Below are 23,891 nucleotides of genomic sequence, written 5' to 3' on the forward strand. Positions count from 1 at the left end.
CACCTCGGCCGACGGGAGCGACGTCTCGGGCGACGTGGGTGACGGCTCGCTCAGGGGTGGCGGGAGGCGAGGGCTTCGACGGCGTCGCGGGCGGTCGCGGCGATGGCGAGGTCGACGTCGTTCTGGATCCGGGCGGTGCGGTCGGAGTCGGTGAGCACGGCGATGGCGACACGGCCGGCGGGGTGGGTGACCACGGCGATCTCGTGCCGCAGGGTGAGGAACCCGCCGGTCTTACCGGCGAGGTGAATGTCGTCGGCGAGCAGGTCGGCGGCGATCCGATGGGTGAAGACCTGCTTGCCCATCAGCCGGCGTACCAGCTCGGTCGCCTCGGGCTTGGCGACCTCGTCGCGCCAGACGCGCTCGAGCAGGTCGACGCAGGCGCGCGGAGAGCCGACCGTCGCGCGCTCGACGTCGAGCGAGTCGATGACGTGCCGGCCGCCCGGCCGACGACCCTCGACCGCGAGCTGGGTCGCGAGGGCGAAGTCGGGACCGGCGACGCGGGTGGCGTAGTCGTACATCGGCTGCATCCGGTGCCGCACCCGCAACCCATCCACGCCCCACTCGGCGAGCTGCTCGTCGACCTCGCGCGGCGAGACCCTGTCGAAGAGCGCGTCAGCGGCGGCGTTGTCGCTGAGGCCGAGCATCATCAGCATCAGGTCGGCGACCGAGCAGGTCGCGTCGTGGGTGAACGCCGAGATGCCGTACGGCCCGTAGCTCCGCTCCGCCGCGGTCAGCGTCACCATCGCGCCGCCGTCGATCTCGCCGCGGGCGATCCGGTCCGCCACGACCAGTGCCAGCGGGACCTTCGCCACCGAGGCCAGCGGCATCGGCCGGTCGACGCCGACCCCGACCTGGTGGCCGGTGTCGATGTCGCGGGCGAGGAAGGCGATCCGGACCCGGAGCTCCCGGAAGCGCTCTGCGGTCGCCTCGGCGAGGTCGATCAGGCCTCGGTCGCTGCCGACGAGCGGACTCATCCGCGCCCGTCCTCGGGTGCGCCGACGCACGCGCCGAGCAGGGCGAGCGCCTGCTCCCGCACCGGGCCGGCCGCCAGTGGTCCGGGCGGCGGTAGCTGCTCGACCAGCCGGTGACCGCGCGGCACCGGGTCGCTGAAGGGCGACCAGCTCAGTCCGTACGTCACCGCCTCGTGCCGCGCGCAGACCAGGCTCGCGCGCCCCGCCATCGTCTCGGCCACGGCGAGCTGGTGCGGGGCGCGACGCAGCGTGGCCGGCCCGATGCCGGCGCGATCCGCGAGCCGGCGCAGCCGGCCGGCGGGGTCGTCGAGGTCTCGTGGGAGGGCCAGCAGCTGCGTACGTTCCCCGCCTCGACGGGGGCGCAGCGAGCTCAACGACACCGGCCCCCGGGCGGTCCCGGGAGCGGTGGCCGCGCCGAGCGGGGTGAGCCAGGTGGCCGCATCCGGGTCGCACGCCTCGACCGTCCAGGCGGCCGACTCCGGGGTCTCGTCGCTGTCGCTCGCGAGGCGTACGTCGACGCCTTCCGCCTCCAGCAGCGCGACCAACCGCGCGAGAGGCGCAGGATCGCCGCCGGGCGGCACCGCGACAACGAAGCTCTCCCGGTCGTGCCGGCGAATGCTCCGCAGCAGATGGTCGGCCTGGTCGAGCAGGTGCCTGGCCCGCGGCAGCAGCGCGGTGCCGGCCGGGGTGAGGGCGATCTGGCGCCGGGTGCGGTCGAGCAGCTCCACCCCGAGCTCCCGCTCGAGAGCACGCAGGCGACGGCTGAGGAGCGGCTGGTCGACGCCCAGCTCGATGGCGGCCTCGGAGACGCTCATCTCGTCCGCGACGGCGGCGAAGCCGCGCAGGTGAAGCAGTAGGTCCACGCCTACAGGATGGCTGATCGGCCCCACCTCGTCCCATGTCGGCGATGCATACGTGCATGCCGGATCGTCCTTGGACGGCGTCTGCTCGGCGGCGTCACGATGCTCGACATGACCACACCGATCCTCAGCCGCCGTGCCGTCCTGGGCGGAGCCGCCACGGCGGTCGCCGTCGCCGCAACCGGAGTCAGCTCCGTGGCGTACGCCGCCGACAGCCCCTCGATCGCAGCACTCGAGCAGAAGCATCAGCGTCACCTCGGCGTCTGGGCGAAGAACATGCGGACCGGCCGCGTCATCGAGCACCGCGCCGAGGAGCGCTTCCCGATGCTGTCGACCTTCAAGACCCTGCTCGCGGCCTCGATCCTGCGCGATCACCCTGCGCGTACGCTCCGGCAGCGCCTGACCTGGGACGCCGCCGACATCGTCGTCAACTCACCGGTCACCTCGCTCACCGTCCGCAACGGCCTGACCGTCGCACAGCTCGCCGAGGCGACGATGACGCGGTCCGACAACACCGCGGCCAACGAGCTGCTCCATCTGGTGGGCGGTCCCACCGGCATCACCCGGTTCGCCCGGTCCCTCGGCGACACCGTGACCCGGCTCGACCGCTGGGAGCCCGACCTCAACAGCGCCGTCCCGGGCGACCCGCGCGACACCACCTCACCCCGGGCGATCGCACAGACCTACACCAAGCTCGTGCTCGGCAACGCCCTCGACCGCGCCGACCGGGACCAGCTGATCACCTGGATGCTGGCCAACCAGTCAACCGTCACGAGGTTCGGCGCCGGGGTTCCCGCCGGCTGGCGACTCGCCGACAAGACCGGCGGTGGTGACTACGCGTCGAGGAACGACGTCGGTGTCACCTGGACCCCTGACGGCGCCCCGATCGTCATCGCCGCCCTCACCCGCTCCGACGACCCCGCCGCCGAGCCGCTCGACGTCCCGCTCGCGGACATCGCGGCGACCGTCTGCGCGGAGCTCGGCTGACCTGCCGAGGCGTCACCCGCGTCGGTCGAGTGGGCACTGAACTGCCAACTCGACCGACGTACCTGACGTCTCGGCGGGTCAGGCTCCGTAGACGTTCTCGGGGACCGGGGCCTCACCGAGCAGCTTGCGGAGCGCGGGGCCGACCTCTGCGGCTTCCCAGCGCGCACCGGCATCGGCGGAAGGGCCGTGGGCCCAGCCGTTCTCGACGGTGATCTGCGGGCCGTCGATCTCGATGACCCGGCCGGTGACGTCGCGGGCGTCCTCGGAGGCCAGCCAGGCGACGATGGGTGAGTTGTCCTCGGGGAGCGCCATCGCGGAGGTGTCGAAGGCACCCTCGGTCATCCGGGTCTTGGCGACCGGTGCGATCGCGTTGACGGTGACGCCGTACCGCACCATCTCGGCGGCGGCGACCAGGGTCAGCCCGGCGATCCCGGCCTTGGCCGCCGAGTAGGTGCCCTGTCCGATCGAGCCCTGCAGGCCCGCGCCGGACGAGGTGTTGATGACCCGGGCATCCCGCTGGCGCCCGGCCTTCGACTCGGCCCGCCAGTACGCACCCGCGTGCCGCAGCGTCGCGAAGTGTCCCTTCAGGTGCACCCGGATGACCGAGTCCCATTCCTCCTCGGAGGTGTTGACGAGCATCCGGTCGCGTACGAAACCGGCGTTGTTGACGAGGATGTCCAGGCCCCCGTACGTCTCGATGGCCTGTCGCACCATCGCCTCGGCCTGCGCGAAGTCGGCCACATCGGCGGCGTTGGCCACCGCCTGCCCACCTGCGGAGACGATCTCGTCGACCACCTGGGATGCGGGCGACTCGCCGGTGCCTTCGCCCGCGAGCGAGACGCCGAAGTCGTTGACGACCACCTTCGCCCCGTGACGGGCGAGCTCGAGAGCGTGCGCCCGGCCGATGCCTCGCCCCGCTCCGGTGACGATCGCGATCCGGCCTTCGAGCAGTCGAGCCATGGTGGCGTCCCTTTCAGTCTTGCGTTCAGAAACCAAGCAACTGCTAGGCTACCAAGCAATCGCTAGGTTAGGAACGGACCATGGGCATCTCCACCGAGTTCACCGACGAGCAGATCGCCGTCGTCACGATGAACCACCCACCGGTGAACGCGCTGCCGGTCAAGGGCTGGTTCGAGGTCGCCGACGCCGTCACGACCGCCGCCGACCAGGGCGCACGAGTCGTGATCCTGCGCGCCGAGGGCAAGGGATTCAACGCCGGCGTCGACATCAAGGAGATGCAGCAGATCGAGGGGTTCGAGGGCATCCTCGGCGCCAACCGCGGCTGCTACGCGGCGTTCAAGGCGATCTACGAGTGCCCGGTCCCGGTGATCGCCGCGGTCAACGGCTTCTGCCTCGGCGGAGGCGTCGGTCTGGTCGGCAACGCGGACACGATCGTGGCCAGCGACGACGCCTTCTTCGGCGTACCCGAGGTCGACCGCGGAGCCCTCGGAGCCGCCACCCACCTGAGCCGGCTGGTGCCGCAGCACATGCTGCGTACGCTCTACTTCACCGCCCAGACCATCACCGCCCAGCGCCTGCACGAGCTGGGATCGGTCCACGCCGTGGTCCCGCGCGACGAGCTCGATGCGACCGCGATGGACATCGCACGACAGGTCGCCGCCAAGGACCCGCAGGTCATCCGCGCCGCCAAGGCCGCGCTCAATGGCATCGACCCGGTCGACGTGAACGCCTCCTACCGCTTCGAGCAGGGCTTCACCTACGAGCTCAACCTCGCCGGCGTGGCCGACGAGCGCCGCGACGCCTTCGTGAAGGACGGCAAGTGATGCCCACTCGGCTCGTCCTGACACGAAACCCGCCCGACTCGGCCCGTTCTGACCGATTCCTCGGTCGAGTCGGCTCGTCATGACGAGCCGACTCGACGCTGGATCTCGTCAGTTTGCGCCGACTCGGCAAGATCAGGAGACCCGATGAGCACCGCACAGACATTTCGTACGCCGCTGACCGAGCTGACCGGGGTCACCCACCCCATCGTGCAGACCGGGATGGGCTGGGTCGCCGGCCCGCGGCTCGTCTCCGCGACCGCCAACGCGGGCGCGCTCGGCATCCTGGCCTCGGCCACGATGACCCTCGACGAGCTGGAGAAGGCGATCGTCGAGGTCAAGGGCCGCACCGACAGGCCGTTCGGGGTCAACCTGCGCGCCGACGCCTCGGACGCCCCTGACCGCTGCCGCCTCCTGATCGACCACGACGTGAAGGTCGCGAGCTTCGCGCTGGCCCCCAAGCCCGAGCTGATCAGCAAGCTCAAGGAACACGACATCGTCGTGATGCCCTCGATCGGCGCGGCCAAGCACGCCAAGAAGGTGGCGGGCTGGGGCGCCGACATGGTGATGATCCAGGGCGGCGAAGGCGGCGGTCACACCGGCGCGGTCCCGACCACCCTGCTCCTCCCCAGCGTCCTGGACGCCGTCGACATCCCCGTCGTCGCCGCGGGCGGTTTCTTCGACGGCCGCGGACTCGCCGCGGCCATGGCCTACGGCGCCGCCGGGATCGGCATGGGCACGCGCTTCCTGCTCACCGCCGACTCGGCCGTCCCCGAGGACGTCCGGCGGCGCTACCTGAGCTTCGGCCTCGACGGCACCGTCGTGACCACCAAGGCCGACGGCATGCCGCACCGCCTGCTCCGCACCGAGTTCATCGACACGCTCGAGAAGGAGGGCATCACCGCGAAGCTGCTGCGCACGCTCAAGCGCACGCGGCAGTTCCAGCAGATGTCCGGCCTCCCCTGGCGCACCCTGATCAAGGACGGCCGAGCGATGGTCCACGGCGGCGACCGCACCTGGGCCGAGGTCGTGCTCGCCGCCAACACCCCGATGCTGCTCCGTGCCGGCCTCGTCGAGGGCGACACGAACGCCGGGATGCTCTCCAGCGGCCAGGTCGTCGGCCTCCTCGACGACCTCCCCACCTGCGAGGAGCTGGTCGACCGCATCGTCGCCCAGGCCGCCGACCGCCTCAAACACCTGGACGCGACCCGCGCCTGAGCCTCAGGGTGGACCCATGGCCATCGAGGTTCGCCCGGCGACGGTGTTCGAGGACGTACGCGCTCTTCTCGGCCCCAAACGCCCCGACGCCAGCGTGTGCTGGTGCCTGAGCTACCGGATCCCGTCGAAGCTCAACAACGAGTTGCACGGGCCGGCGCGCGGGGAGCACGTACGCGGCCTGCTCGAGCAGGGCCCGCTCGGCGTGCTCGCCTACGACGGCGAGGAGCCCGTCGGCTGGGCCGCCGTCGCTCCGCGCGCCGACACGTCCTTCGCCCGCAACCGGAAGATCCCGCACGTCGACGACCTCCCGGTCTGGTCGCTGTGGTGCACCCGGGTCCGGCCGGGCCACCGCGGCACGGGCATCTCGCACACGCTCATCGAGGGTGCCGTCGACTTCGCGCGCGACCGCGGCGCCCCTGCCATCGAGGCCTACCCGCTCGACAACCAGGGCGCCAAGGTCGACCTGACCATGGCGTACGCCGGGATCCGCAAGAACTTCGAGGCCGCGGGATTCTCCTGGGCCGCCGACACCACCTCGGTCCTCGCCGGCCACCCGCGCGTGCTGATGCGCCGTGACCTGAGATGAGGCGCTGGTTGACCACGATCGGTACAGTGTGAGTCGTGAAGACCGAGACGAGCCGCGTACGCATCGCGCTCGTCGCACTTTTCACCCTCATGCTCCCGGCGCTGATGAGCGTCGATCCCGAGCAGGCGCTGCTCACCATCGCCGTCTCGACCGCGCTCGCGGCCGTCGCCGTCGGAGCGCTCCACAACGTCAGCGCGTTCGCCCTGGTCAGGGCACGTTCGACGGTCCCGCCGGACGGATCCGACGGACCTCACCATCTTGCTGCCCGGGTCACCGACCCGGTGTGCTCCCCGCGCCGTCCGCGCGCCCCTGAGCAGGTCTGACCACTCGCCCACCAGCGAGCCCGTCAGACCTACCCACTCACCTCAGGAGCACACCCATGTCCGTTCTCGCCCCCTTGTCGCACGCCCTCGCGGCCGTCCTCGCCGGCGCCCACCACGTCCTGTCCTTCGCGGGCGACAACGCCAGCTGGCTGCTGGCCATCGCCGCCGTCGTCGTCCTGGTCAGGCTCGCCCTCCTGCCGTTGACGATCCGCGGCGTACGTACCGCCCACGCCGCCGCCCGCGCCCGTCCACAGATGCAGGCTCTGACCAAGAAGTACGCCAAGAAGAACTCGTCCGGCAGCGCGAGCCAGGCCGACATGATGGCGATGATGGAGGAGCGTCGAAAGATCAACGAGGAGCACGGCGTACCCCGCTTCGCGATGCTCGCCGCCTTCGCCCAGCTGCCGATCTTCCTGGCGCTCTACCACCTGCTCTCCGACGTCAGCCGGAGCAACCCGGTCGGCGCGATGAGCGACTCGCTCGTCGCCTCGCTCGGGCAGGCGACCTTCCTGGGCGCGCCGCTGACCGGGCACGGCTACCTCTCCGGTGACACGAGCCATCTGGTGATCACCCTCGGCCTCGCCGCCACCGCCGCCGTGGTCAGCTACCTCAGCCAGCGGCTGTGGGTCCTGCCCAACATGGTGCGTGCCGACATGCCCGAGTCGATGATCCGGATCCAGGAGATGATGCCGGTCATCTCCGCCGGCGGCATGCTCCTGGCCGGCAGCAGCGTCCCGCTCGCCCTGCTGGTCTACTGGGTCATCAGCGGACTGTGGACCGCCGGCCAGGCCGCCGTCATCCACCGCTGGTTCCCCACCCCCGGCTCCCCCGCGGCAGAGCGCCGAACGCTCAGGCTGCAGCCGGCCTGAGCGTCCGGTCCGGGAGTTGTGAAGCTCAGAGTGACCTATAGACCACTCTCAGCTTCACAACTGCGATCCTCAGAGCCGCTCGATGATGGTGACGTTCGCCTGGCCGCCGCCCTCGCACATCGTCTGCAGACCGTAGCGGCCACCGGTGCGCTCGAGCTCGTTGAGCAGGGTGGTCATCAGGCGGGCGCCGGTGGCGCCGATGGGGTGGCCGAGGGCGATGCCGCCGCCGTTCACGTTGACCTTCTCGTGGGGGACGTCGAGCTCCTTCATCCACGCCAGGACGACGGAGGCGAAGGCCTCGTTGCACTCGAACAGGTCGATGTCGTCGACCGAGAGACCCGTCTTGGCCAGGGCGTGCCGGGTGGCCTCGATCGGCCCGGTGAGCATCCAGACCGGGTCGTCGCCGCGCACGGAGAGGTGATGGATCCGGGCTCGCGGGGTCAGGCCGAAGGTGCGTACGGCCTGAGCGGAGGCGACCAGCAGGGCCGAGGAGGCGTCGCAGATCTGCGAGGCGACGGCCGCGGTGATCCGCCCACCGGGAGCGAGCGGCTCCAGGGAGGCCATCTTCTCCAGCGAGGTCTCGCGGGGACACTGGTCGACGGCGAAGTCGGCGACCGGCACGATCTCCCGGTCGAAACGTCTCTCGGCGATCGCGGTCTTGGCGCGCTGGTGGGAGGCGAGCGCGTAGGCCTCCATGTCCTCGCGCGAGACGTCCCACTTCTCGGCGATCATCTCCGCGGAGCGGAACTGGGAGACCTCCTGGTCGCCGTAGCGCTTCACCCAACCGGGCGACTCGGCGAACGGGGTCGTGAACCCATATTGCTGACCCACCAGCATCGCCGCCGAGATCGGGATCGCGGACATGTTCTGCAGCCCACCCGCGACCACCAGGTCCTGGGTCCCGGACATGACGCCCTGAGCGGCGAAATGCACCGCCTGCTGCGAGGACCCGCACTGCCGGTCGATGGTCACGCCCGGCACATGGTCGGGCAGCCCGGCGACCAGCCATGCGGTCCGCGCGACGTCGCCGGCCTGGCCGCCGATGGTGTCGCAGCAGCCCATGATCACGTCGTCGACGGCCCCCGGGTCGATCCCGGTGCGGTCGACGAGCGCGGCCAGCGAGTGGGCGCCGAGGTCGGCCGGGTGGATGCCGGCGAGCGCACCTCCGCGCTTCCCGACAGGGGTACGGACTGCGTCGATGATGAACGCTTCAGGCACGGGTTGCTCCTTCGATCGGGCTCGCGGGGCTAGGCATGTTGGCTGCTCACCGAGACGACCTCGCCGGTCATGTAGGACGAGTAGTCGCTGGCCAGGAAGACCATGACGTTGGCTACCTCCCACGGTTCGGCGGCGCGGCCGAACGCCTCGCGGCCCTTGAGCTCGACGAGCAGCTCGGGCGAGGTGACCTTCTCCAGGAACGGGTGCATGGCGAGCGAGGGCGAGACCGCGTTGACACGGATCCCGTGCGGCGCCAGATCCGCGGCGGCGGAGCGGGTCAGCGCCATCACTCCGGCCTTGGCCGCGGCGTAGTGCGCCTGCCCCTCCTGCGCGCGCCAGCCGATCACGGAGGCATTGTTGACGATCACGCCACGCTTCCCGGCGGCCACGAACCGCTGCCCGACGGCCCGGATGCACCGGAACGTCCCGGTGAGCGTGATGTCGAGGACCTTCCCCCACTGGTCGTCGGTCATCTCCAGCACCGACGCGGTCCCGCCGAGACCGGCGTTGTTGATCATCACGTCGACACCGCCGTACGGCTCGGCCGCGTCGAGCAGCGCCTGGACCTGGTCCTCCTGCGTGACGTCGCAGGTCACGGCGGTGATCCGGTCAGCCCCGAACTCCTCAGCCAGGGCATCGCACGACTCCTTGAGCCGCCGCTCGTGGGTGTCCGACATGACGACCGCCTTGGCGCCCTCCTCGAGCACCTTCCGTACGACGGCGGCACCGATGCCCGCACCGGCAGCCGCGGTCACGACGACGACCCGGCCCTCCAGGAGCGAGTGGCCGGGGACGTACGCGGGGGTTGGCTGTTCCGGCTTCATGCACGGGCCTCTCTGCGGGGTTCTCTGGGCAGGCCGAGCACGCGCTCGGCGATGATGTTGCGTTGGATCTCGTCCGAGCCGCCGTAGATCGTGTCGGCGCGGGAGAAGAGGTAGAGGGACTGGAGCCGGTCGAGGGCGTAGTCCTCGCCGGTGGTCAGCCCGGCGAGCCCGACGACGTCCATCGCCAGCTCGCCGAGGTCGCGGTGCCACCGGGCCCAGAGCAGCTTGGAGACGCTCGCCTCGGGGCCGGAGGAGCCGGAGTCGTACGCGGAGAGGGTCCGCAGCGCGTGCAGCCGGAGCACCTCGAGCCCGACGTGGGCCTGGCTGAGTCGGGAGGCGATGCCGGGGTCGTCGATGGCGCCGTTCGCCCGCGCGGCCTCCTCGACCGTCTCCAGCTCGCGCGCGAACCCGACCTGCTGGCCGATCGTGGAGACCCCGCGCTCGAACCCGAGGGTCGCCATCGCGACCTTCCAGCCGTCTCCCGGCTCGCCGACCACCAGGACCGCGTCGGTGACGGCGCCGTCGAAGAAGACCTCGTTGAACTCGGAGGTGCCGGTGAGCTGCTCGATCGGGCGTACGTCGACGCCGGGCTGCGCCATCGGCACGAGCAGATAGGACAGCCCGTGATGCCGTGACGATCCCGGTTCGGTGCGGCACACCACGAAGCACCAGTCGGAGAGGTGGGCGTTCGACGTCCAGACCTTCTGGCCGTCGACGACCCACCGGTCGCCGTCCAGCGTTGCCCGGGTCCGGACTCCGGCCAGGTCGGAGCCCGCGCCGGGCTCGGAGTAGCCCTGGCACCACAGCTCCTCCACGGCCACGATCTTCGGCAGGAACCGCGCCTTCTGGGCGTCGGTTCCGTGCGCGATCAAGGTGGGCCCGAGCAGCTCCTCGCCGAGATGGTTGATCCGCACCGGGGCGTCCGCCCGGGCGTACTCCTCGTGGAAGATCACCTGCTGGAACAGCGGCAGCCCTCGTCCGCCGTGCTCCTCGGGCCAGCCGAGACACGTCCAGCCGTGCTCGGCCAGATAGCGGTTCCACGCCAGCCGGCCCTCGTACGACTCGTGGTCGCGGCCGTTCCCGCCGGTGCCGCGCAGCGCGGCCCACTCGCCGACCAGATGGTCGGCCAGCCACTCGCGCACCTCTGCACGGAAGGCCTCGTCCTCGGCGGAGTAGGTCAGGTCCATGCCGGACAACCTACCAAACCAAGCACTTGTTTGGTAGCGTCTGCGGCATGAGCGAGGACGTCGTGACGTACGAGACCCACGGACCCGTCGCGGTGGTGCGGCTGAACCGCCCCGAATACCGCAACGCCCAGAACTCGAAGGTGACCTACGCACTCGACGAGGCCTTCACGCGAGCGACCAACGACGACGAGATCAAGGTGATCGTCCTCGGCGGCAACGGCAAGCACTTCTGCGCCGGCCACGACATCGGCACGCCGGGCCGCGACATCGACGAGAGCTTCGAGCGCAAGGCCGTGATGTGGTGGGACCACGTCGGCAAGGAGGGCGTCGACTCCCGCTTCGCGCGCGAGTCCGAGGTCTACCTGGGCATGTGCCGGCGCTGGCGTGAGCTGCCGAAGCCGACGATCGCGATGGTGCAGGGAGCCTGCATAGCCGGTGGCCTGATGCTGGCCTGGTCCTGCGACTTCATCGTCGCCTCCGACGACGCCTTCTTCTCCGACCCGGTGGTCAAGATGGGCATCCCCGGGGTCGAGTACTTCGCCCACCCGTGGGTCACCAACCCCCGCGCCGCCAAGGAGATGCTCTTCACCGGCGGCCGCTTCTCCGCTGCTCAGGCGGAGACCTGGGGCATGGTCAACCACGTCGTACCCCGCGACGACCTCGAGTCCGAGACGCTCGCGCTCGCGGGGCGGATCGCCGAGATGCCGCGCCTCGGGCTCGCGCTGGCCAAGAAGGCTGTCAACCAGGCCGAGGACCTGATGGGCATGCGCGCCGGGATGGACTCGGTCTTCGGCCTCCACCACGCCGCCCACGCCCACAACGCCGAGGTCGGCAAGGACTCGCTCGCAGGCATGGACGCGAGGTCGATGAAGAAGTGACGACGCTGGAATTCACCGAAGCCGAGGAGGCCTTCCGCCTCGAGGCGCGCGAGTGGCTGGCCGCCAACAACCCCGGCCGACTGCCGTCGATGGACACCGCCGAGGGCGCCGCGGCTCACCGGGAGTGGGAGCGGACGCTGGCCTCCGGACGCTGGTCGGTGGTCACCTGGCCCGAGATCTACGGCGGCCGGGACGCCTCGTTGACCGAGTGGGTCGTCTTCGAGGAGGAGTACTACCTCGCCGGCGCCCCGACCAGGATCAGCCAGAACGGCATCTCGCTGCTCGCGCCGATCATCTTCGGGCACGGGACCGAGGCCCAGAAGGAGCGCTACCTCCGCGACATGACCGACGGCACCCTGGTCTGGGCGCAGGCGTGGTCGGAGCCCGAGGCGGGGTCCGACCTGGCGTCCTTGCGCGCCTCCGCGACCCGGGTCGAGGGCGGCTGGAAGCTCAACGGCCAGAAGACCTGGAGCAGCCGGGCGCCGTTCGCCGACCGTGGCTTCGGGCTCTTCCGCTCGGACCCGTCCGCGGAGCGGCATCGCGGCCTGACGTACTTCCTCTTCCCGCTCGACGCCGACGGCGTCACGGTCCGCCCGATCGACCAGCTCGACGGTACGCCGGGGTTCGCGGAGATCTTCTTCGACGACGTCTTCGTGGCAGACGAGGACGTGCTCGGTGGCGTCGGCGACGGCTGGAAGGTCGCGATGTCGACCGCGGGGAACGAGCGGGGGCTGTCCCTGCGCTCCCCGGGTCGGTTCTGCGCCGCCGCCGACCGTCTTCTCGACCTGTGGCAGACCGACCCGCAGCCGCATCTGCGCGACCAGGTCGTCGACGCCTGGATCGGCGCCGAGGCCTACCGCCTCTACACCTGGGGCACCGTCACCCATGTCGAGGCCGGCGGCTCCGTCGGCGCCGAGGGCTCGATCAACAAGCTGTGGTGGTCCGACCTCGACCTCTCGCTGCACGAGACCGCGCTCTCGCTGCTCGGCGCCGACGCCGAGCTCTCCGGTCCGTGGGTCGACGACTATCTCTTCTCCCTCTCCGGCCCGATCTACGCCGGCACCAACCAGATCCAGCGCAACATCGTCGCCGAGCGCGTGCTCGGCCTGCCGAGGGGTGGCCGATGAGATTCGGACGTACGCCGGAGCAGCATGCCTTCTCCGAAGCACTCGACGACCTGCTCGGCGCCGCGGAGGTCCCCGCGGCCGCACGCGCCTGGGCAGCCGGTGATCACTCCGCCGGGCTCAAGCTGTGGCAGCGGCTCGCCGAGCTCGGTGTCACCGGGCTGCTCGTGCCGGAGGAGCACGGGGGCGTGGGAGCGACCCCTGTCGATCTGACCGTCGCGTTCGAGCGGCTCGGATATCACGGCGTCCCTGGACCGTGGATCGAAGCGGCCGCTGTAGCACCGGCTCTACTCGAAGGGTCGGACGACAGTGCGATCCTCAGTCAGGTGGCGTCTGGCGAAACCATCGTCACCGTTGCCGCGCCCGGTGGGCCCTACGCTCTCGACGCCGACATTGCAGCCAAGGCTTATGGCGTCTTCGATGACATAGTCGTCGAACTGACCCCGGACGCTCTCAAGCCTTCGGTCGATCCACAACGACGTCTGTTCATCATGTCAGCGGGGTATCCGATCACCGCTCGGATCGACCCTTCCAGTGCCCGGGATCTCGGCACACTCGCCTGCTCGGCCCAGCTCCTCGGCGCAGGCCTGAGGCTGCTCGACGACACGGTGGCCTACGTGAAGCAGCGGACGCAGTTCGGGCGGCCGATCGGCGAGTTCCAGGCGGTGAAGCACCTGCTCGCCGACGTACGCGTCGCCCTGGACTTCGCGGCGCCGCTGGTCCACAACGCGGCGGTCGAGATCGACGCGGAGGTGCCGACAGCGGCGCGGGCGGTCTCGGCGGCGAAGGTGGCGGCAGGGGATGCGGCGTACCTCGCCTCGCGTACCGCGCTCCAGGTCCACGGCGCGATCGGCTACACCCGCGAGTTCGACCTGAGCCTGTGGATCCTCAAGGTCCGCGCGCTCGTCGGCGCCTGGGGCACGCCCGCAGACCACCGCGCCCGGATCCTCGAGTCCCTGGTGGAGTGCCGATGAGGTTCGCGCTCACCGAGGAGCAGACCGACCTGGTGGCGACGGTTCACACCGCGATCGCCAAGCGCTCCACGACCATGGACCTGCGGGCGGCGATCGCGACGCCCGAGGGCTACGACACCGCTCTGTGGCAGACGCTCTCCGAGCAGATCGGGGTGACCGCGCTGGCGATCCCCGAGACGTACGGAGGGGTCGGCTGCTCCTACATCGAGGCCCATCTCGTCCTCGAGGAGCTCGGCGCCGCGCTCACACCCTCGCCGTTCGTCGGCACCCTGCTGGCGACCCAGATCCTGACCGCCGCCGGGACGCCCGAGGCCGGCGCGCTCCTCGAGCGCATCGCCGGCGGGGCCACCGCCGCGGTCGTGGCCCCGGGATCAGATCTCGTCATCGACGCGTCCGGCGCGGAGATCCTTCTCGTGCTGCGCGGCGACCAGGTCCACGCGGTGGATCCGTCGACCGCCACAGTCACCCCGACCCCGGCCATGGACCCGACCTGGCGGTTCGCGACGGTCACCGTCGACGACCCCGGCGGCCCCCTCGGCACGGTCGATCCCGCGTACGTCACCACCGTCGGCGCCACCATGATGACCGCCCTGCAGGCCGGGGCCGCGCGCGAGGCGCTGGAGCGTACGGTCGGCTACCTCAAGGAGCGCCATCAGTTCGGCCGCCCGCTGGGCTCGTTCCAGGCGCTGAAGCACCGCTGCGCCGACCTGCTGGTCCAGGTCGAGACGGCCCGGACGATGAGCTGGGCGGCGGCCTGGGAGCTGACCCAGCCCACACCGGACCGACAGCTCATCCACGCCGCAAAGACCTGGTGCTCGGATGCGTTCTCGCAGGTCGCGGCCGAGATGATCCAGCTCCACGGTGGGGTGGCGATCACCTGGGAGCACGACGCCCACCTCTACTTCAAGCGCGCTCACGCCACCGCCCAGCTCTTCCGAGGAGACACGTGAACAAGACCCCTCTCGACAAGACACTCCCGCTGTCCGACGTCGCCAGCAAGCTCGAGTCCGGGATGACCATCGGGATCGGCGGCTGGGGCTCGCGCCGCAAGCCGATGGCGCTGGTCAAGGAGATCCTCCGCAGCGACGTCACCGACCTCACGGTGGTCGCGTTCGGCGGCCCCGACGTCGGCCTGCTGGCTCGCGCCGGCAGGATCCGCAAGCTGGTCTACGGCTTCGTCAGCCTCGACTCGATCCCGCTCGACCCCAACTTCACCCGCGCCCGCGAGCGGGGCGAGATCCCGGAGACGAGCGAGTACGACGAGGGCATGTTCGTCGCCGGTCTGCGCGCGGGCGCGAACCGACTCTCCTTCCAGCCGATCCGCGCCGGCCTCGGCAGCGACGTGATGGCGATGAACCCCGACCTCAAGACGGTGAAGTCGCCCTACGACGACGAGGAGTACGTCGCCGTCCCCGGCCTCCGCCTCGACGTCTCGCTGATCCACCTCAACCGCGCCGACGCGGCCGGCAACGGCCAGTACCTCGGTCCGGATCCCTACTTCGACGACCTCTTCGCGATGGCCGCCGACACCACGATCATGTCGGTCGAGCAGGTCGTCTCCACCGACGACCTGACCGCCAAGGCCCCGCCGCAGACCCTCCTGGTCCCCCGGATCTTCGTCAACCACGTCGTCGAAGCCCCCGGCGGCGCCCATTTCACCACCTGCGAGCCCGACTACGGCCGCGACGAAGAGTTCCAGAAGGCGTACGTCGCCGCGGCCAAGGCCGACCCCGAGACCGACAACGCCTGGACCGAGTTCGAGGAGCGTTACCTGTGACCCTGCAGACGATCAGCCGAGCAGACATCTGCGTCGCCGCCGTCTCCGACGCCTTCAAGGGCTCCGGCGAGGTGCTCGCCCACGCGGTCGGGATCGTCCCGGCCATCGGCGTACGCCTGGCCAAGGCCACCCACACCCCCGAGCTCGCGCTCAGCGACGGCGAGGCGTTCATGATGTCCGAGGCTCCGCCGCTGCTGAAGACCGCGGCGGCCGGCGGCACCCCCGAGGCCTGGGTCCCGTTCCGCAGCATCTTCGACATCGTCGCCAGCGGCCGCCGGCACTCGATGATGGGCGCCAGCCAGATCGACCGCCACGGCAACCAGAACATCTCCTCGATCGGCGACTGGCGCCAGCCGAAGCGCCAGCTGATCGGCGTACGCGGCGCCCCGGGCAACACCGTCAACCACCGCGTCGACTACTGGGTCGCCAAGCACTCCGCCCGGATCTTCGTCGACCGCGTCGACGTCGCCAGTGGCGTCGGCAACGACCGCGCCACCGGCACCGCCGGGCGCTTCCACGACCTCGGCGTCATCGTCACCAACCTCGCGGTCTTCGGCTACGACGACGCCGGTCTCGTCAAGGTCGACTCGATCCACCCCGGCGTCACCCCCGAGGAGCTCCAGGAAGCCACCGGCTTCGAGATCGACGCCTCGAACGCGCCCCTCACCCGCGAGCCGACGCCCGAGGAGCTGGCCATCATCGAGGCGGAAGACCCCAAGGGCCTCCGCTTCAAAGAGGTCCCGTAAGCCCCGCTCGCCCCGCTGGTCGAGCCGCGAGGCCGCCTGCGGCCGAGCGTGTCGAGACCAACACAGTCCCATCGAGCGCGACAGGGAGCTGTGTTGGTCTCGACACGCCTCCGCCTAGCGGCTCCGGCGGCTCGACCAGCGGGACCTACGTGGCTCGACCAGCGGGGCGCTAGGCGAGGATGCCGGCGTGGAGCAGGTTCAGATACTGCTCCGAGAGCGTCTCGGGGGTGTGGCGACCGCCGGGGCGATACCAGGCGACGGTGGACCAGACGCCGTCACGGATGAACCGGTAGGTCAGGGCGGGGTCCAACGACGCCTGGAAGGCGCCCGAGGCCTGGCCGGCCTCGAGGACCCGGATCCACAGCGCTTCGTTCTCGCGCGAGCGCTCGGCGACGAACTCGAAGCCCTCGACGGTCGAGAGGAAGGACGCCTCGTTCTGGTAGAGCGCGACCGCGAGGCGCTCCCGATGGATCGTCTGGAACGACTCGGTGATCAGTCCGTCCAGGTCGGCCTGCGGGTCGACCCCGCTCTCGACGATCTCGGTGAACCGCGCGTTGAGCCCGTCGAGGAACCCCGAGAGCAGCTCGGTCAGCATCGCTTCCTTGGAGCGGAAGTGGTGGTAGAGCGAGCCGGACAGGATCCCGGCGGCGTCGGCGATGTCGCGTACGGTCGTCTGGGCGAAGCCCTTGGTCGCGAACATCTCGGCAGCCAGCGTGAGCAGCTCGGCCCGCCGTGACGACCCCGACGCCGTCCCCCGCCTTCTCGGCGCAACCCCCGTGTCAGTCATGGACGAAGCCTACCAAACAAGCAGTTGCTCAACTACGCTTGCCAGGATGACCCCCCGCACGATCTCGGCCCTGATCGAGAAGGCCAAGCAGACCTACGCCGACCACCCGGCCATCGTCGACGGCACCACGACGCTCACCTACGCCGAGCTCGCCGCCGCGACCGACCGGGCCGCGCGTGCCTTCCTGGCCAGCGGCGTACGCAGCGGCGACCGCGTCGCCATCTGGGCCCCCAACCGCTGGGAGTTCCCGGTCGCGGCCCTCGGCGCGCAGACGATCGGGGCGGCCGTGGTGCCGCTCAACACCCGCTACCGCGGCCATGAGGCGCGCGAGATCCTGGAGCGCTCCCGCGCCACCGCGCTGATCACCGTCAACGGCTTCCTCGGCACCGACTACGTCCAGATGCTCCACGACGCCGGCCCGCGACCGGAGCACCTGCTCACCATCGTCGACCTCGCCTGCGACTGGGACGAGTTCCTGGCCAGAGGCGACGAGATCACCGACGAGCGCCTCGAGGACGCCAAGGCGACCGTCACCCCCGACACCCTGGCCGACCTGCTGTTCACCTCCGGCACGACCGGCAAGCCGAAGGGCGTGATGTGCGCACAGCGCCAGACGATCGGGACCGCCGACGTCTGGGCCCGCGGCGCCGCGCTCAGCCCGGAGGACCGCTACGCCATCGTCAACCCGTTCTTCCACGGGTTCGGCTACAAGGCGGGCTTCCTCGCGGCATTCACCGCGGGCGCCACGATCTACCCGATCGCGACCTACACCCCAACGCAGACGTTGCAGCTGATCCAGGACGAGCGGATCACCGTCCTCCCCGGCGCCCCCACGATCTTCACAACCCTCATCAACCACGAGGACCTGAAGGCGTACGACCTCTCCTCGCTGCGCTTCGCGATCGCCGGCGCGGCGAGCGTCCCGGAGAGTCTCTTCGCCGACATGCGCGACGTGCTCGGGATCGACGAGGTCAAGGGCGCCTACGGCCTCACCGAGTGCCTGGTCGCGACCACCACCCGCCCCGGCGAGGACCCGGCCCACGTGGCCAAGGTGGTCGGCCCCGCGGTCGAGGGGCTGGAGATCCGCACCGTCACCCCCACCGGGGAGGACGCGGAGCCCGGTGAGGACGGCGAGGTCTGGATCCGCGGCGACAACGTCATGCTCGGCTACTTCGAGAATCCCGAGGCGACCGCCGAGGCGATCGACGAGGACGGCTGGCTCCACACCGGCGACGTCGGCTTCCTCGACGAGCACGGCTGCCTGAAGATCACCGACCGGATCAAGGACATGTTCACCGTCGGTGGCTTCAACGTCTATCCGGCCGAGGTCGAGAACACCCTCGCCGGCCACCCCGGCATCGTCGAGTCCGCGGTCATCGGCGTCCCCGACGAACGCCTCGGTCAGGTGGGCAAGGCCTTCGTCGTCGTACGCGACGACCTGAGCGCCGACTCGATCGCGACCTGGCTCAAGGACCGCCTCGCCAACTACAAGCAGCCGAGGACGTACGTCCTGGTCGACAGCCTTCCGCGCAACGCCAGCGGCAAGGTCCTGAAGACGGATCTGCGCGACACCTCGAAATAGGTGGGACACCCTGCGGGCGGGGGTATAGGTTTCCCCAGCCCGTCTTCACTTTCCCCACGGAGGCTTCGATGCCCCGACGCGCCACGATCGCGTCCCTCTCCGGCACCATCCTCGTCATCGGTGCCGCCACCGCGGTCGCGCTCCCGGCGACGCTGGACCTCGACATCGCCCGCCCCGGATCGAGCACGACCGGCTCCCTGGCCGCGTTCCAGGCCGCCTCGTCGAAGCCGTCGACGCTCCCGGAAGGGCCCGTGAAGGCTCATGTCGAGGAGATCGACCTGACCACGAACGCCGGCGAGGAGACCGACGGCACGACGCTGGTGACCAAGCCCCGCAGGACCATCCTCACCAGCGTCCCCCAGGACGTCACCGGCTTCGGCGTCGTCGGGATGACCTGGTCGCCCGGCAGCGACATCGACACCGAGGCCGTCAGGGCCAAGGTCCGCACCAAGAGCGACGGCGCGTGGTCGAAGTGGCGCCCGATGGAGGTCCACCTCGACGAGCACGCCCCCGATGCGGGCAGCGCCGAGGCGAAGGGCAACCGCGAGGGCACCCGTGAGTTCCTCGTCGGTCACGTCGACAAGGTCCAGACCCGGCTGGTCGTCCTCGCGGACGCCGATCTCCCCGATGACCTCGAGCTCGCGGTCATCGAACCCGGCAAGCCCGAGGACACCGTCGAGGAGCTCCCGGCGATCGACACCGACGAGGGCACCACCAAGGCCCCGTCGACCCACAAGAAGAAGACGGACGCCGACCTGAACCTCGCGGCCGGCAGCTACACCCCGAGCCCGACGATCTACAGCCGTGCCCAGTGGGGTGCCGACGAGTCGATCCGCGAGGACGTCGCGCCGACGTACGGCACCATCCACGGCGGCTTCGTCCACCACACCGCCGGCACCAACGACTACACCGAGGCCGACGTCCCCTCGATCATCCAGGGGATCTACGCCTACCACGTGCAGACCAACGGCTGGCGCGACGTCGGCTACAACTTCTTCATCGACAAGTTCGGCCGGATCTGGGAGGGCCGCAACGGCGGCGTCGCGATGCCGGTCGAGGGCGCCCACACCTCCGGCTACAACACCGACAGCTTCGCCGCCTCCGCGCTCGGCAACTTCGAGACCGTCGAGCCGACGCCGGAGCTGATCCAGGCCTACGGCGCCCTCTTCGCATGGAAGCTCTCCCTCCACGGGGTCAGCGCGGGCGCGACGAACGTCGACATCAACGGCACCACGTTCTCGCACGCGATCAAGGGCCACCGCGACGCCGGGCAGACCCTGTGCCCGGGGCAGAACCTCTACGACGCGATCCCCCAGATCCGCTCGCTGGCCGCGAGCCTGCAGAAGAGCTGGGCCGGGCGCGACCTGGAGTCCAACATCGCCGGCACCAGCCACTCCGACCTCGTCGCGCGACGGAAGTCCGACGGACGCGTGTTCACGATGCGTACGGGCGGCTTCGCCGGCTTCGACTCCACCAGGACGTCGACGACGTTCGGCAGCACCACGCGTGAGCAGGTCGTGACCCCGGACGTCACCGGCGACGGCAAGGCCGACCTGATCTTCGTCCGCAACGACGGCTCGGCGGGCATCCGCAAGGGACGCGGCGACGGCACCTTCGCGGCGGTCTACAAGAACCTGTCGAAGTCGACGTTCGCGGGCGTCGCCAAGATCACCGCCGTCGGCAACATCGGCGGTACGTCGCACAACGACCTGGTCGGCAAGAACGCGAAGGGCTACCTGGTGCGCTACACCGGCAACGGTGCCGGCGGGTTCACCCGGGCGGGCACGACGCGCTCGCTGGGCGGCTTCGACAAGCTCGCCGCGACCGGCGACGTCAACCAGGACGGCAAGCGCGACCTGATCGGCCGCAAGTCCGGGGCGCTCTACTACTTCAAGGGATCGGGCAGCGGTACGTTCGGCGCGCCCGTCAAGCTCGCCACCCAGAGCCCGGCCTGGTCCTCGCTGGCCCAGATCAGCGGCTACGGCGACTTCACCGGCGACGGCCGCGGTGACCTGATCGGCCGCGACGGCTCCAACCGCGGCTGGATCTACCCCGCCAGCGGGTCCGGCTTCGGCAAGCCGCTGGGTCCGTTCGCAGGTGTCGACAAGACCCTCGTCGGCGCGGTCAACCTGGCCGGCAACAGCCTGCCGGACCTGATGATGCGGTCGGGCTCGACGCTCTACGTCAAGCCCAACAGCGGTCGGGTCAGCCTGGCCAAGCCGATCGACTCCGGCGTGAACCTCGCCAGCGCCACCACGCTGATGAACGCCGGCGACTGGAACCGCGACGGCAAGGGCGACTTCCTGGCGAAGATGTCCGACGGTTCCGTACGCCTCTACAGGGGCTACGGCACCGGCAAGTTCACCAGCCCCGTCACGATCGCGACCGGCCTCGGGTCGGTGAGCGTGATCGATGCGGTCGGCGACGTCACCGGCGACGGCTTCCCGGACCTGATGGGCCGCAGCTCGGACGGGACGATCAAGCTGTGGCCGGGCAAGGGCTCGACCAAGGTCGGCGCCTCGATCGTCATGCGCTCCTCGGCCTCCGGCACCCGCCTGGTGGGAGCCGGTCGCTGGAACTCGGGCAACACCCCGGACGTGCTCTTCGTCAACGGCACCTCGCTGGTCGTCCATGAGAGCAACGGTCCCGGCGGCCTGGTCTCCTACCGCACTCTCTCGGTCGATCTCTCCGGCTACAACGCGGTCCTCGGCGTGCGTGACCTGCGTGGGGGTGCCGGCGGAGACCTGATCGCCCGCTCCGGCAGGTACCTCTACGCCTTCGAGCGCAACAGCACCGGCACGGGCGTGACCCGCACCTACCTCGGCGCGCTGTCGACGGGCTACGACCTGCTCGGCTGAGCCTGTGTCGCGAGCTGGCGCTCCTGGTTGACCCGGAGCGCCTTCTCGGCGAGGTCGGATCCGGCGGAGGCGTACAGGTTCAGGACGGCGTGGGCCCCGCGCTTCTTGAGCTCGTCGCGCTCCTCGGGGCGCAGGGCGATCGCGGCGACGGTGCCGGTGAACCCGAGCTTCTGGAGCAGGTCCATGGCGAGCAGGTTGTCGCCGTGGAAGGGCATCGTGAGGACGACCAGCTCCATGCCGGTCCCCTTCTTGACCCGCTCCCAGAAGTCCTGGTCGGTGGCGTCGGCCTCGACCACGTCGAAGCCCTCCTCCTTGAGCGAGTCGGCCCGCAGCGAGTCGTGCTCGACGGCGAGCACGTGGTAGCCCTGGGTGTCGCGCAGCTCCTCGTAGGTCGTACGGCCCACCCGGCCCATCCCGACCACCAGCGCCTTGGCGTCACCGAGGTTGATCGGCCGGTCCGCCTCCTGGAGCCGCTCGGACCTCCGCTCCGGCAGCCGGCGGTTGAGCAGATTGATGATCGCCGGGGCGTACGCGTTGAACACGGCGTCGACCAGGAACGAGAGCGCGGTCGCGACGGCGAGCACGGTCTGCCACTGGGCCGACGCGAGTCCGGAGGCCGACGCGATGACGATGACGATGAGCCCGAACTCGGAGTAGTTGGCCAGGGTGAACGAGGCCAGCGTCGCGGTGCGGTAGCGCAGCCCCATGAACGCGAAGATCACGACGTACGCCGCGGCCTGGAGCGGCAGCAGGACCTGCAGCACGGCGGCGAGGGCGAAGTCCTCCAGCGAGGGCACCCCGGTCAGTCCGATGCTCAGGAAGAACGCGATGAGCAGGAGCTCCTTGGTGCTGAACAGCAGCTTGGCCAGCGCCGGCGCCTTGACGTGCGACCCGAGGAGTACGCCGACCACCAGGGCTCCGAGGTCACCCTTGAGCCCCACGGCCTCGAAGACCCAGTATCCCGGCACGAGCGCGATCGTCAGCCCGAAGAGCGCGGTCAGCTCGGCGGAGGTGATCCGGTCCCAGACCCGGTGGGCGAGCCAGGCGCCCGGGAGGAGCAGCACCAGCGCGAAGACCCACGGCGAGGGCCAGTGGCCCTTGGAGATGGTCAGGAACGCCACCGCGACGATGTCCTGCATGACCAGCACACCGATCGCGATCCGGCCGTAGAGGGTGTTGTTGTCGTGGCGCTCGTCGAGGACCTTGATCGCGAAGACGGTGCTCGAGAAGGAGAGGACGAAGGCGATCAGCGCCATCTCGCCCAGGTCGGCGTCGGCGAGGAGCGCGAAGCCGAGCGGTGCGATCCCGGCCAGCATGCCGATCCCGATGAGGACGCTGAACCCCAGGTGGGCGAAGGTGCTCAGCCACACGTCGGGCCGGAGCAGCGATCTCACATCGAGCTTGAGACCGATGCCGAACAGGAGCAGCGTGACGCCGAGCTCGGACAGCGTGTGCAGCCCGTCCAGCTCGCCGACCCCGGCGGCGTGCAGCCCGAACCCGGCGGCGAGGAAGCCGACCATGGGCGGGAGTTTCAGGAACATCGCGACCAGCCCTGCTCCTAGTGCGACAAGCAGGTAGAGCGCGGTCAGCGACATATGGACGTCCCCCAGGGTAAAGCTCGACGGTTCGGACACACGTACGATACCGCGTGATACCACACAGGGTTACAGTGGGTCCATGGCTATGACTCTGCGACTCAGCGAGGCCGACGACCGGCTGCTGTCCGATCGCGCCCGGACGGAGAACCGGTCGAAGCAGGAGATCGCCCGCGAGGCCATCCGCGCCTACCTCAACGACCACGACCGGCGCGTCGAGGACCTCGAGGACGATCTCGCCATCGCGCGCTACTCCCTGCGCCGCGAGCTCGGCGAGGTCAGCTACACCCCGCATGCCGAGGCCCGCCGCGCCCTCGGTCTCGACCGCCCGCTCGGCGAGTGACCTATCAAGTCGTCTGGGCCGACGAGGCGTTGCAGTCGGCCGAGACGTACGTCGACGACGACCCGATCGGCCTGATCCAGGTCTTCGACACCGTCGACTCCCTCGCCGAGACCCCGCGCGACGTCGGCGCCTACGCCTGGGGCAAGGACCGCTACCGCCTCCGCGTCGGCCGCTACCGCATCGTGTACGTGGTCGAGGAGCGCCGCATCACCGTCGCCGTCATCCACCTGGGTCGCCGGAGCGTCTGACCGCCGAGACTGCAGTTGTGGGGGGGGGGGGGGGGGGGGGGGGGGGGGGGGGGGGGGGGGGGGGGGGGCCGCCCCCGCCGCCACCCCGGGGCGCCCCCGGGGGGGGGGGGGGGGGGGGGGGGGGGGGGGGGTCTGGACCCCGCCCGCGCGCGCGC

General features: G+C 70.4%; 24 protein-coding genes. 16 read left to right on the forward strand and 8 right to left on the reverse strand.

From position 1 onward, the window contains the following. Window positions 1-50 precede the first annotated feature (50 nt). Both ACIRON_RS02205 and ACIRON_RS02210 read right to left on the reverse strand, forming a co-directional pair. Window positions 51-974, reverse strand: a complete 924-nt coding sequence (locus ACIRON_RS02205; protein WP_402988355.1) for a serine hydrolase — start codon at window positions 972-974, stop codon at window positions 51-53. Beyond that, a complete protein-coding gene (locus ACIRON_RS02210) occupies window positions 971-1,834 on the reverse strand; it encodes a LysR family transcriptional regulator (protein WP_402988358.1) in 864 nt (287 codons plus the stop codon). Before ACIRON_RS02210 ends, ACIRON_RS02205 begins: the two co-directional genes overlap by 4 nt. A gap of 108 nt (window positions 1,835-1,942) precedes the next feature. On the opposite strand from ACIRON_RS02210, the gene bla reads away from it, so the two are divergent. After that, a complete protein-coding gene (gene bla / locus ACIRON_RS02215; RefSeq protein ID WP_402988361.1) occupies window positions 1,943-2,818 on the forward strand; it encodes a class A beta-lactamase in 876 nt (291 codons plus the stop codon). Between the two features lie 78 nt (window positions 2,819-2,896). Here bla and ACIRON_RS02220 read toward each other — a convergent pair whose 3' ends face one another. After that, window positions 2,897-3,778 carry an SDR family oxidoreductase gene (locus ACIRON_RS02220; protein ID WP_402988364.1) on the reverse strand — a complete coding sequence of 294 codons (882 nt, stop codon included), beginning with the start codon at window positions 3,776-3,778 and terminating at the stop codon, window positions 2,897-2,899. Between the two features lie 80 nt (window positions 3,779-3,858). Here ACIRON_RS02220 and ACIRON_RS02225 point away from each other — a divergent pair, with 80 nt between their 5' ends. The 5 genes from ACIRON_RS02225 (at window position 3,859) to yidC (ending at window position 7,595) form a co-directional block, all read left to right on the forward strand. Beyond that, a complete protein-coding gene (locus ACIRON_RS02225) occupies window positions 3,859-4,602 on the forward strand; it encodes an enoyl-CoA hydratase family protein (protein ID WP_402988367.1) in 744 nt (247 codons plus the stop codon). Between the two features lie 144 nt (window positions 4,603-4,746). Next, complete coding sequence (locus ACIRON_RS02230) at window positions 4,747-5,817, forward strand: NAD(P)H-dependent flavin oxidoreductase (RefSeq protein ID WP_402988370.1); 1,071 nt, start codon at window positions 4,747-4,749, stop codon at window positions 5,815-5,817. Between the two features lie 16 nt (window positions 5,818-5,833). After that, the gene (locus tag ACIRON_RS02235; RefSeq protein WP_402988373.1) at window positions 5,834-6,403 is read left to right on the forward strand and encodes a GNAT family N-acetyltransferase; all 570 of its coding nucleotides are present in this window, start codon (window positions 5,834-5,836) and stop codon (window positions 6,401-6,403) included. A gap of 35 nt (window positions 6,404-6,438) precedes the next feature. Next, window positions 6,439-6,726 (forward strand): hypothetical protein, encoded by a 288-nt coding sequence (locus ACIRON_RS02240; RefSeq protein WP_402988376.1) that lies wholly within the window; start codon window positions 6,439-6,441, stop codon window positions 6,724-6,726. 56 nt (window positions 6,727-6,782) lie between these two features. Beyond that, entirely contained in the window at window positions 6,783-7,595 is an 813-nt protein-coding gene (gene yidC / locus ACIRON_RS02245; RefSeq protein ID WP_402988379.1) for a membrane protein insertase YidC, read from the forward strand. A 69-nt stretch (window positions 7,596-7,664) separates the two neighbouring features. On the opposite strand, the gene ACIRON_RS02250 is transcribed toward yidC, so the two are convergent. Genes ACIRON_RS02250 through ACIRON_RS02260 form a run of 3 tightly spaced genes read right to left on the reverse strand, consistent with a single transcriptional unit; the run spans window position 7,665 to window position 10,824 of the window. Next, window positions 7,665-8,813, reverse strand: a complete 1,149-nt coding sequence (locus tag ACIRON_RS02250) for an acetyl-CoA C-acetyltransferase (protein WP_402988382.1) — start codon at window positions 8,811-8,813, stop codon at window positions 7,665-7,667. A gap of 29 nt (window positions 8,814-8,842) precedes the next feature. Further along, complete coding sequence (locus ACIRON_RS02255) at window positions 8,843-9,637, reverse strand: SDR family oxidoreductase (protein ID WP_402988384.1); 795 nt, start codon at window positions 9,635-9,637, stop codon at window positions 8,843-8,845. Then, window positions 9,634-10,824: an acyl-CoA dehydrogenase family protein gene (locus ACIRON_RS02260; RefSeq protein ID WP_402988387.1), complete on the reverse strand. Its 1,191-nt coding sequence runs from the start codon at window positions 10,822-10,824 to the stop codon at window positions 9,634-9,636. Before ACIRON_RS02260 ends, ACIRON_RS02255 begins: the two co-directional genes overlap by 4 nt. Before the next feature lie 47 nt (window positions 10,825-10,871). Here ACIRON_RS02260 and ACIRON_RS02265 point away from each other — a divergent pair, with 47 nt between their 5' ends. Genes ACIRON_RS02265 through ACIRON_RS02290 form a run of 6 tightly spaced genes read left to right on the forward strand, consistent with a single transcriptional unit; the run spans window position 10,872 to window position 16,323 of the window. After that, window positions 10,872-11,702 (forward strand): enoyl-CoA hydratase, encoded by an 831-nt coding sequence (locus ACIRON_RS02265; protein ID WP_402988390.1) that lies wholly within the window; start codon window positions 10,872-10,874, stop codon window positions 11,700-11,702. Continuing rightward, window positions 11,699-12,829: an acyl-CoA dehydrogenase family protein gene (locus ACIRON_RS02270; RefSeq protein ID WP_402988393.1), complete on the forward strand. Its 1,131-nt coding sequence runs from the start codon at window positions 11,699-11,701 to the stop codon at window positions 12,827-12,829. The genes ACIRON_RS02265 and ACIRON_RS02270 overlap by 4 nt, the downstream gene beginning before the upstream one ends. After that, the gene (locus ACIRON_RS02275) at window positions 12,826-13,800 is read left to right on the forward strand and encodes an acyl-CoA dehydrogenase family protein (protein ID WP_402988396.1); all 975 of its coding nucleotides are present in this window, start codon (window positions 12,826-12,828) and stop codon (window positions 13,798-13,800) included. Before ACIRON_RS02270 ends, ACIRON_RS02275 begins: the two co-directional genes overlap by 4 nt. Continuing rightward, entirely contained in the window at window positions 13,797-14,750 is a 954-nt protein-coding gene (locus ACIRON_RS02280; RefSeq protein ID WP_402988399.1) for an acyl-CoA dehydrogenase family protein, read from the forward strand. The genes ACIRON_RS02275 and ACIRON_RS02280 overlap by 4 nt, the downstream gene beginning before the upstream one ends. Continuing rightward, complete coding sequence (locus ACIRON_RS02285; protein ID WP_402988402.1) at window positions 14,747-15,577, forward strand: CoA transferase subunit A; 831 nt, start codon at window positions 14,747-14,749, stop codon at window positions 15,575-15,577. Before ACIRON_RS02280 ends, ACIRON_RS02285 begins: the two co-directional genes overlap by 4 nt. Next, window positions 15,574-16,323: a CoA-transferase subunit beta gene (locus ACIRON_RS02290; RefSeq protein WP_402988405.1), complete on the forward strand. Its 750-nt coding sequence runs from the start codon at window positions 15,574-15,576 to the stop codon at window positions 16,321-16,323. Before ACIRON_RS02285 ends, ACIRON_RS02290 begins: the two co-directional genes overlap by 4 nt. A 169-nt stretch (window positions 16,324-16,492) precedes the next feature. Here ACIRON_RS02290 and ACIRON_RS02295 read toward each other — a convergent pair whose 3' ends face one another. Further along, a complete protein-coding gene (locus ACIRON_RS02295) occupies window positions 16,493-17,110 on the reverse strand; it encodes a TetR/AcrR family transcriptional regulator (RefSeq protein ID WP_402988408.1) in 618 nt (205 codons plus the stop codon). Between the two features lie 46 nt (window positions 17,111-17,156). On the opposite strand from ACIRON_RS02295, the gene ACIRON_RS02300 reads away from it, so the two are divergent. Both ACIRON_RS02300 and ACIRON_RS02305 read left to right on the forward strand, forming a co-directional pair. Continuing rightward, window positions 17,157-18,692, forward strand: a complete 1,536-nt coding sequence (locus tag ACIRON_RS02300; protein WP_402988410.1) for an AMP-binding protein — start codon at window positions 17,157-17,159, stop codon at window positions 18,690-18,692. A gap of 68 nt (window positions 18,693-18,760) precedes the next feature. Beyond that, complete coding sequence (locus tag ACIRON_RS02305) at window positions 18,761-21,550, forward strand: FG-GAP-like repeat-containing protein (protein WP_402988412.1); 2,790 nt, start codon at window positions 18,761-18,763, stop codon at window positions 21,548-21,550. Here ACIRON_RS02305 and ACIRON_RS02310 read toward each other — a convergent pair. Next, window positions 21,532-23,145, reverse strand: a complete 1,614-nt coding sequence (locus ACIRON_RS02310; RefSeq protein WP_402988415.1) for a cation:proton antiporter — start codon at window positions 23,143-23,145, stop codon at window positions 21,532-21,534. The genes ACIRON_RS02305 and ACIRON_RS02310 overlap by 19 nt on opposite strands. An 82-nt stretch (window positions 23,146-23,227) precedes the next feature. Between ACIRON_RS02310 and ACIRON_RS02315 the strand changes: the two genes are divergently transcribed. Both ACIRON_RS02315 and ACIRON_RS02320 read left to right on the forward strand, forming a co-directional pair. Beyond that, entirely contained in the window at window positions 23,228-23,488 is a 261-nt protein-coding gene (locus tag ACIRON_RS02315; protein WP_402988418.1) for a ribbon-helix-helix protein, CopG family, read from the forward strand. Then, a complete protein-coding gene (locus tag ACIRON_RS02320) occupies window positions 23,485-23,736 on the forward strand; it encodes a type II toxin-antitoxin system RelE/ParE family toxin (RefSeq protein ID WP_091044607.1) in 252 nt (83 codons plus the stop codon). The genes ACIRON_RS02315 and ACIRON_RS02320 overlap by 4 nt, the downstream gene beginning before the upstream one ends. The last annotated feature ends 155 nt before the right edge of the window (window positions 23,737-23,891 follow it).

Origin of the sequence: Nocardioides sp. NPDC101246 (genome assembly GCF_044767415.1) — a bacterium.
GTDB lineage: Bacteria > Actinomycetota > Actinomycetes > Propionibacteriales > Nocardioidaceae > Nocardioides.

Bases quoted from the DNA above. Each gene is read 5' to 3' on its own strand.
- ACIRON_RS02300 (WP_402988410.1), top strand. From the start codon at position 17,157: ATGACCCCCCGCACGATCTCGGCCCTGATCGAGAAGGCCAAGCAGACC.
- ACIRON_RS02235 (WP_402988373.1), top strand. From the start codon at position 5,834: ATGGCCATCGAGGTTCGCCCGGCGACGGTGTTCGAGGACGTACGCGCT.
- ACIRON_RS02230 (WP_402988370.1), top strand. From the start codon at position 4,747: ATGAGCACCGCACAGACATTTCGTACGCCGCTGACCGAGCTGACCGGG.
- ACIRON_RS02295 (WP_402988408.1), bottom strand. From the start codon at position 17,110: ATGACTGACACGGGGGTTGCGCCGAGAAGGCGGGGGACGGCGTCGGGG.
- bla (WP_402988361.1), top strand. From the start codon at position 1,943: ATGACCACACCGATCCTCAGCCGCCGTGCCGTCCTGGGCGGAGCCGCC.
- ACIRON_RS02260 (WP_402988387.1), bottom strand. From the start codon at position 10,824: ATGGACCTGACCTACTCCGCCGAGGACGAGGCCTTCCGTGCAGAGGTG.
- ACIRON_RS02205 (WP_402988355.1), bottom strand. From the start codon at position 974: ATGAGTCCGCTCGTCGGCAGCGACCGAGGCCTGATCGACCTCGCCGAG.
- ACIRON_RS02310 (WP_402988415.1), bottom strand. From the start codon at position 23,145: ATGTCGCTGACCGCGCTCTACCTGCTTGTCGCACTAGGAGCAGGGCTG.
- yidC (WP_402988379.1), top strand. From the start codon at position 6,783: ATGTCCGTTCTCGCCCCCTTGTCGCACGCCCTCGCGGCCGTCCTCGCC.
- ACIRON_RS02255 (WP_402988384.1), bottom strand. From the start codon at position 9,637: ATGAAGCCGGAACAGCCAACCCCCGCGTACGTCCCCGGCCACTCGCTC.
- ACIRON_RS02315 (WP_402988418.1), top strand. From the start codon at position 23,228: ATGGCTATGACTCTGCGACTCAGCGAGGCCGACGACCGGCTGCTGTCC.
- ACIRON_RS02275 (WP_402988396.1), top strand. From the start codon at position 12,826: ATGAGATTCGGACGTACGCCGGAGCAGCATGCCTTCTCCGAAGCACTC.
- ACIRON_RS02220 (WP_402988364.1), bottom strand. From the start codon at position 3,778: ATGGCTCGACTGCTCGAAGGCCGGATCGCGATCGTCACCGGAGCGGGG.
- ACIRON_RS02305 (WP_402988412.1), top strand. From the start codon at position 18,761: ATGCCCCGACGCGCCACGATCGCGTCCCTCTCCGGCACCATCCTCGTC.
- ACIRON_RS02280 (WP_402988399.1), top strand. From the start codon at position 13,797: ATGAGGTTCGCGCTCACCGAGGAGCAGACCGACCTGGTGGCGACGGTT.
- ACIRON_RS02225 (WP_402988367.1), top strand. From the start codon at position 3,859: ATGGGCATCTCCACCGAGTTCACCGACGAGCAGATCGCCGTCGTCACG.
- ACIRON_RS02265 (WP_402988390.1), top strand. From the start codon at position 10,872: ATGAGCGAGGACGTCGTGACGTACGAGACCCACGGACCCGTCGCGGTG.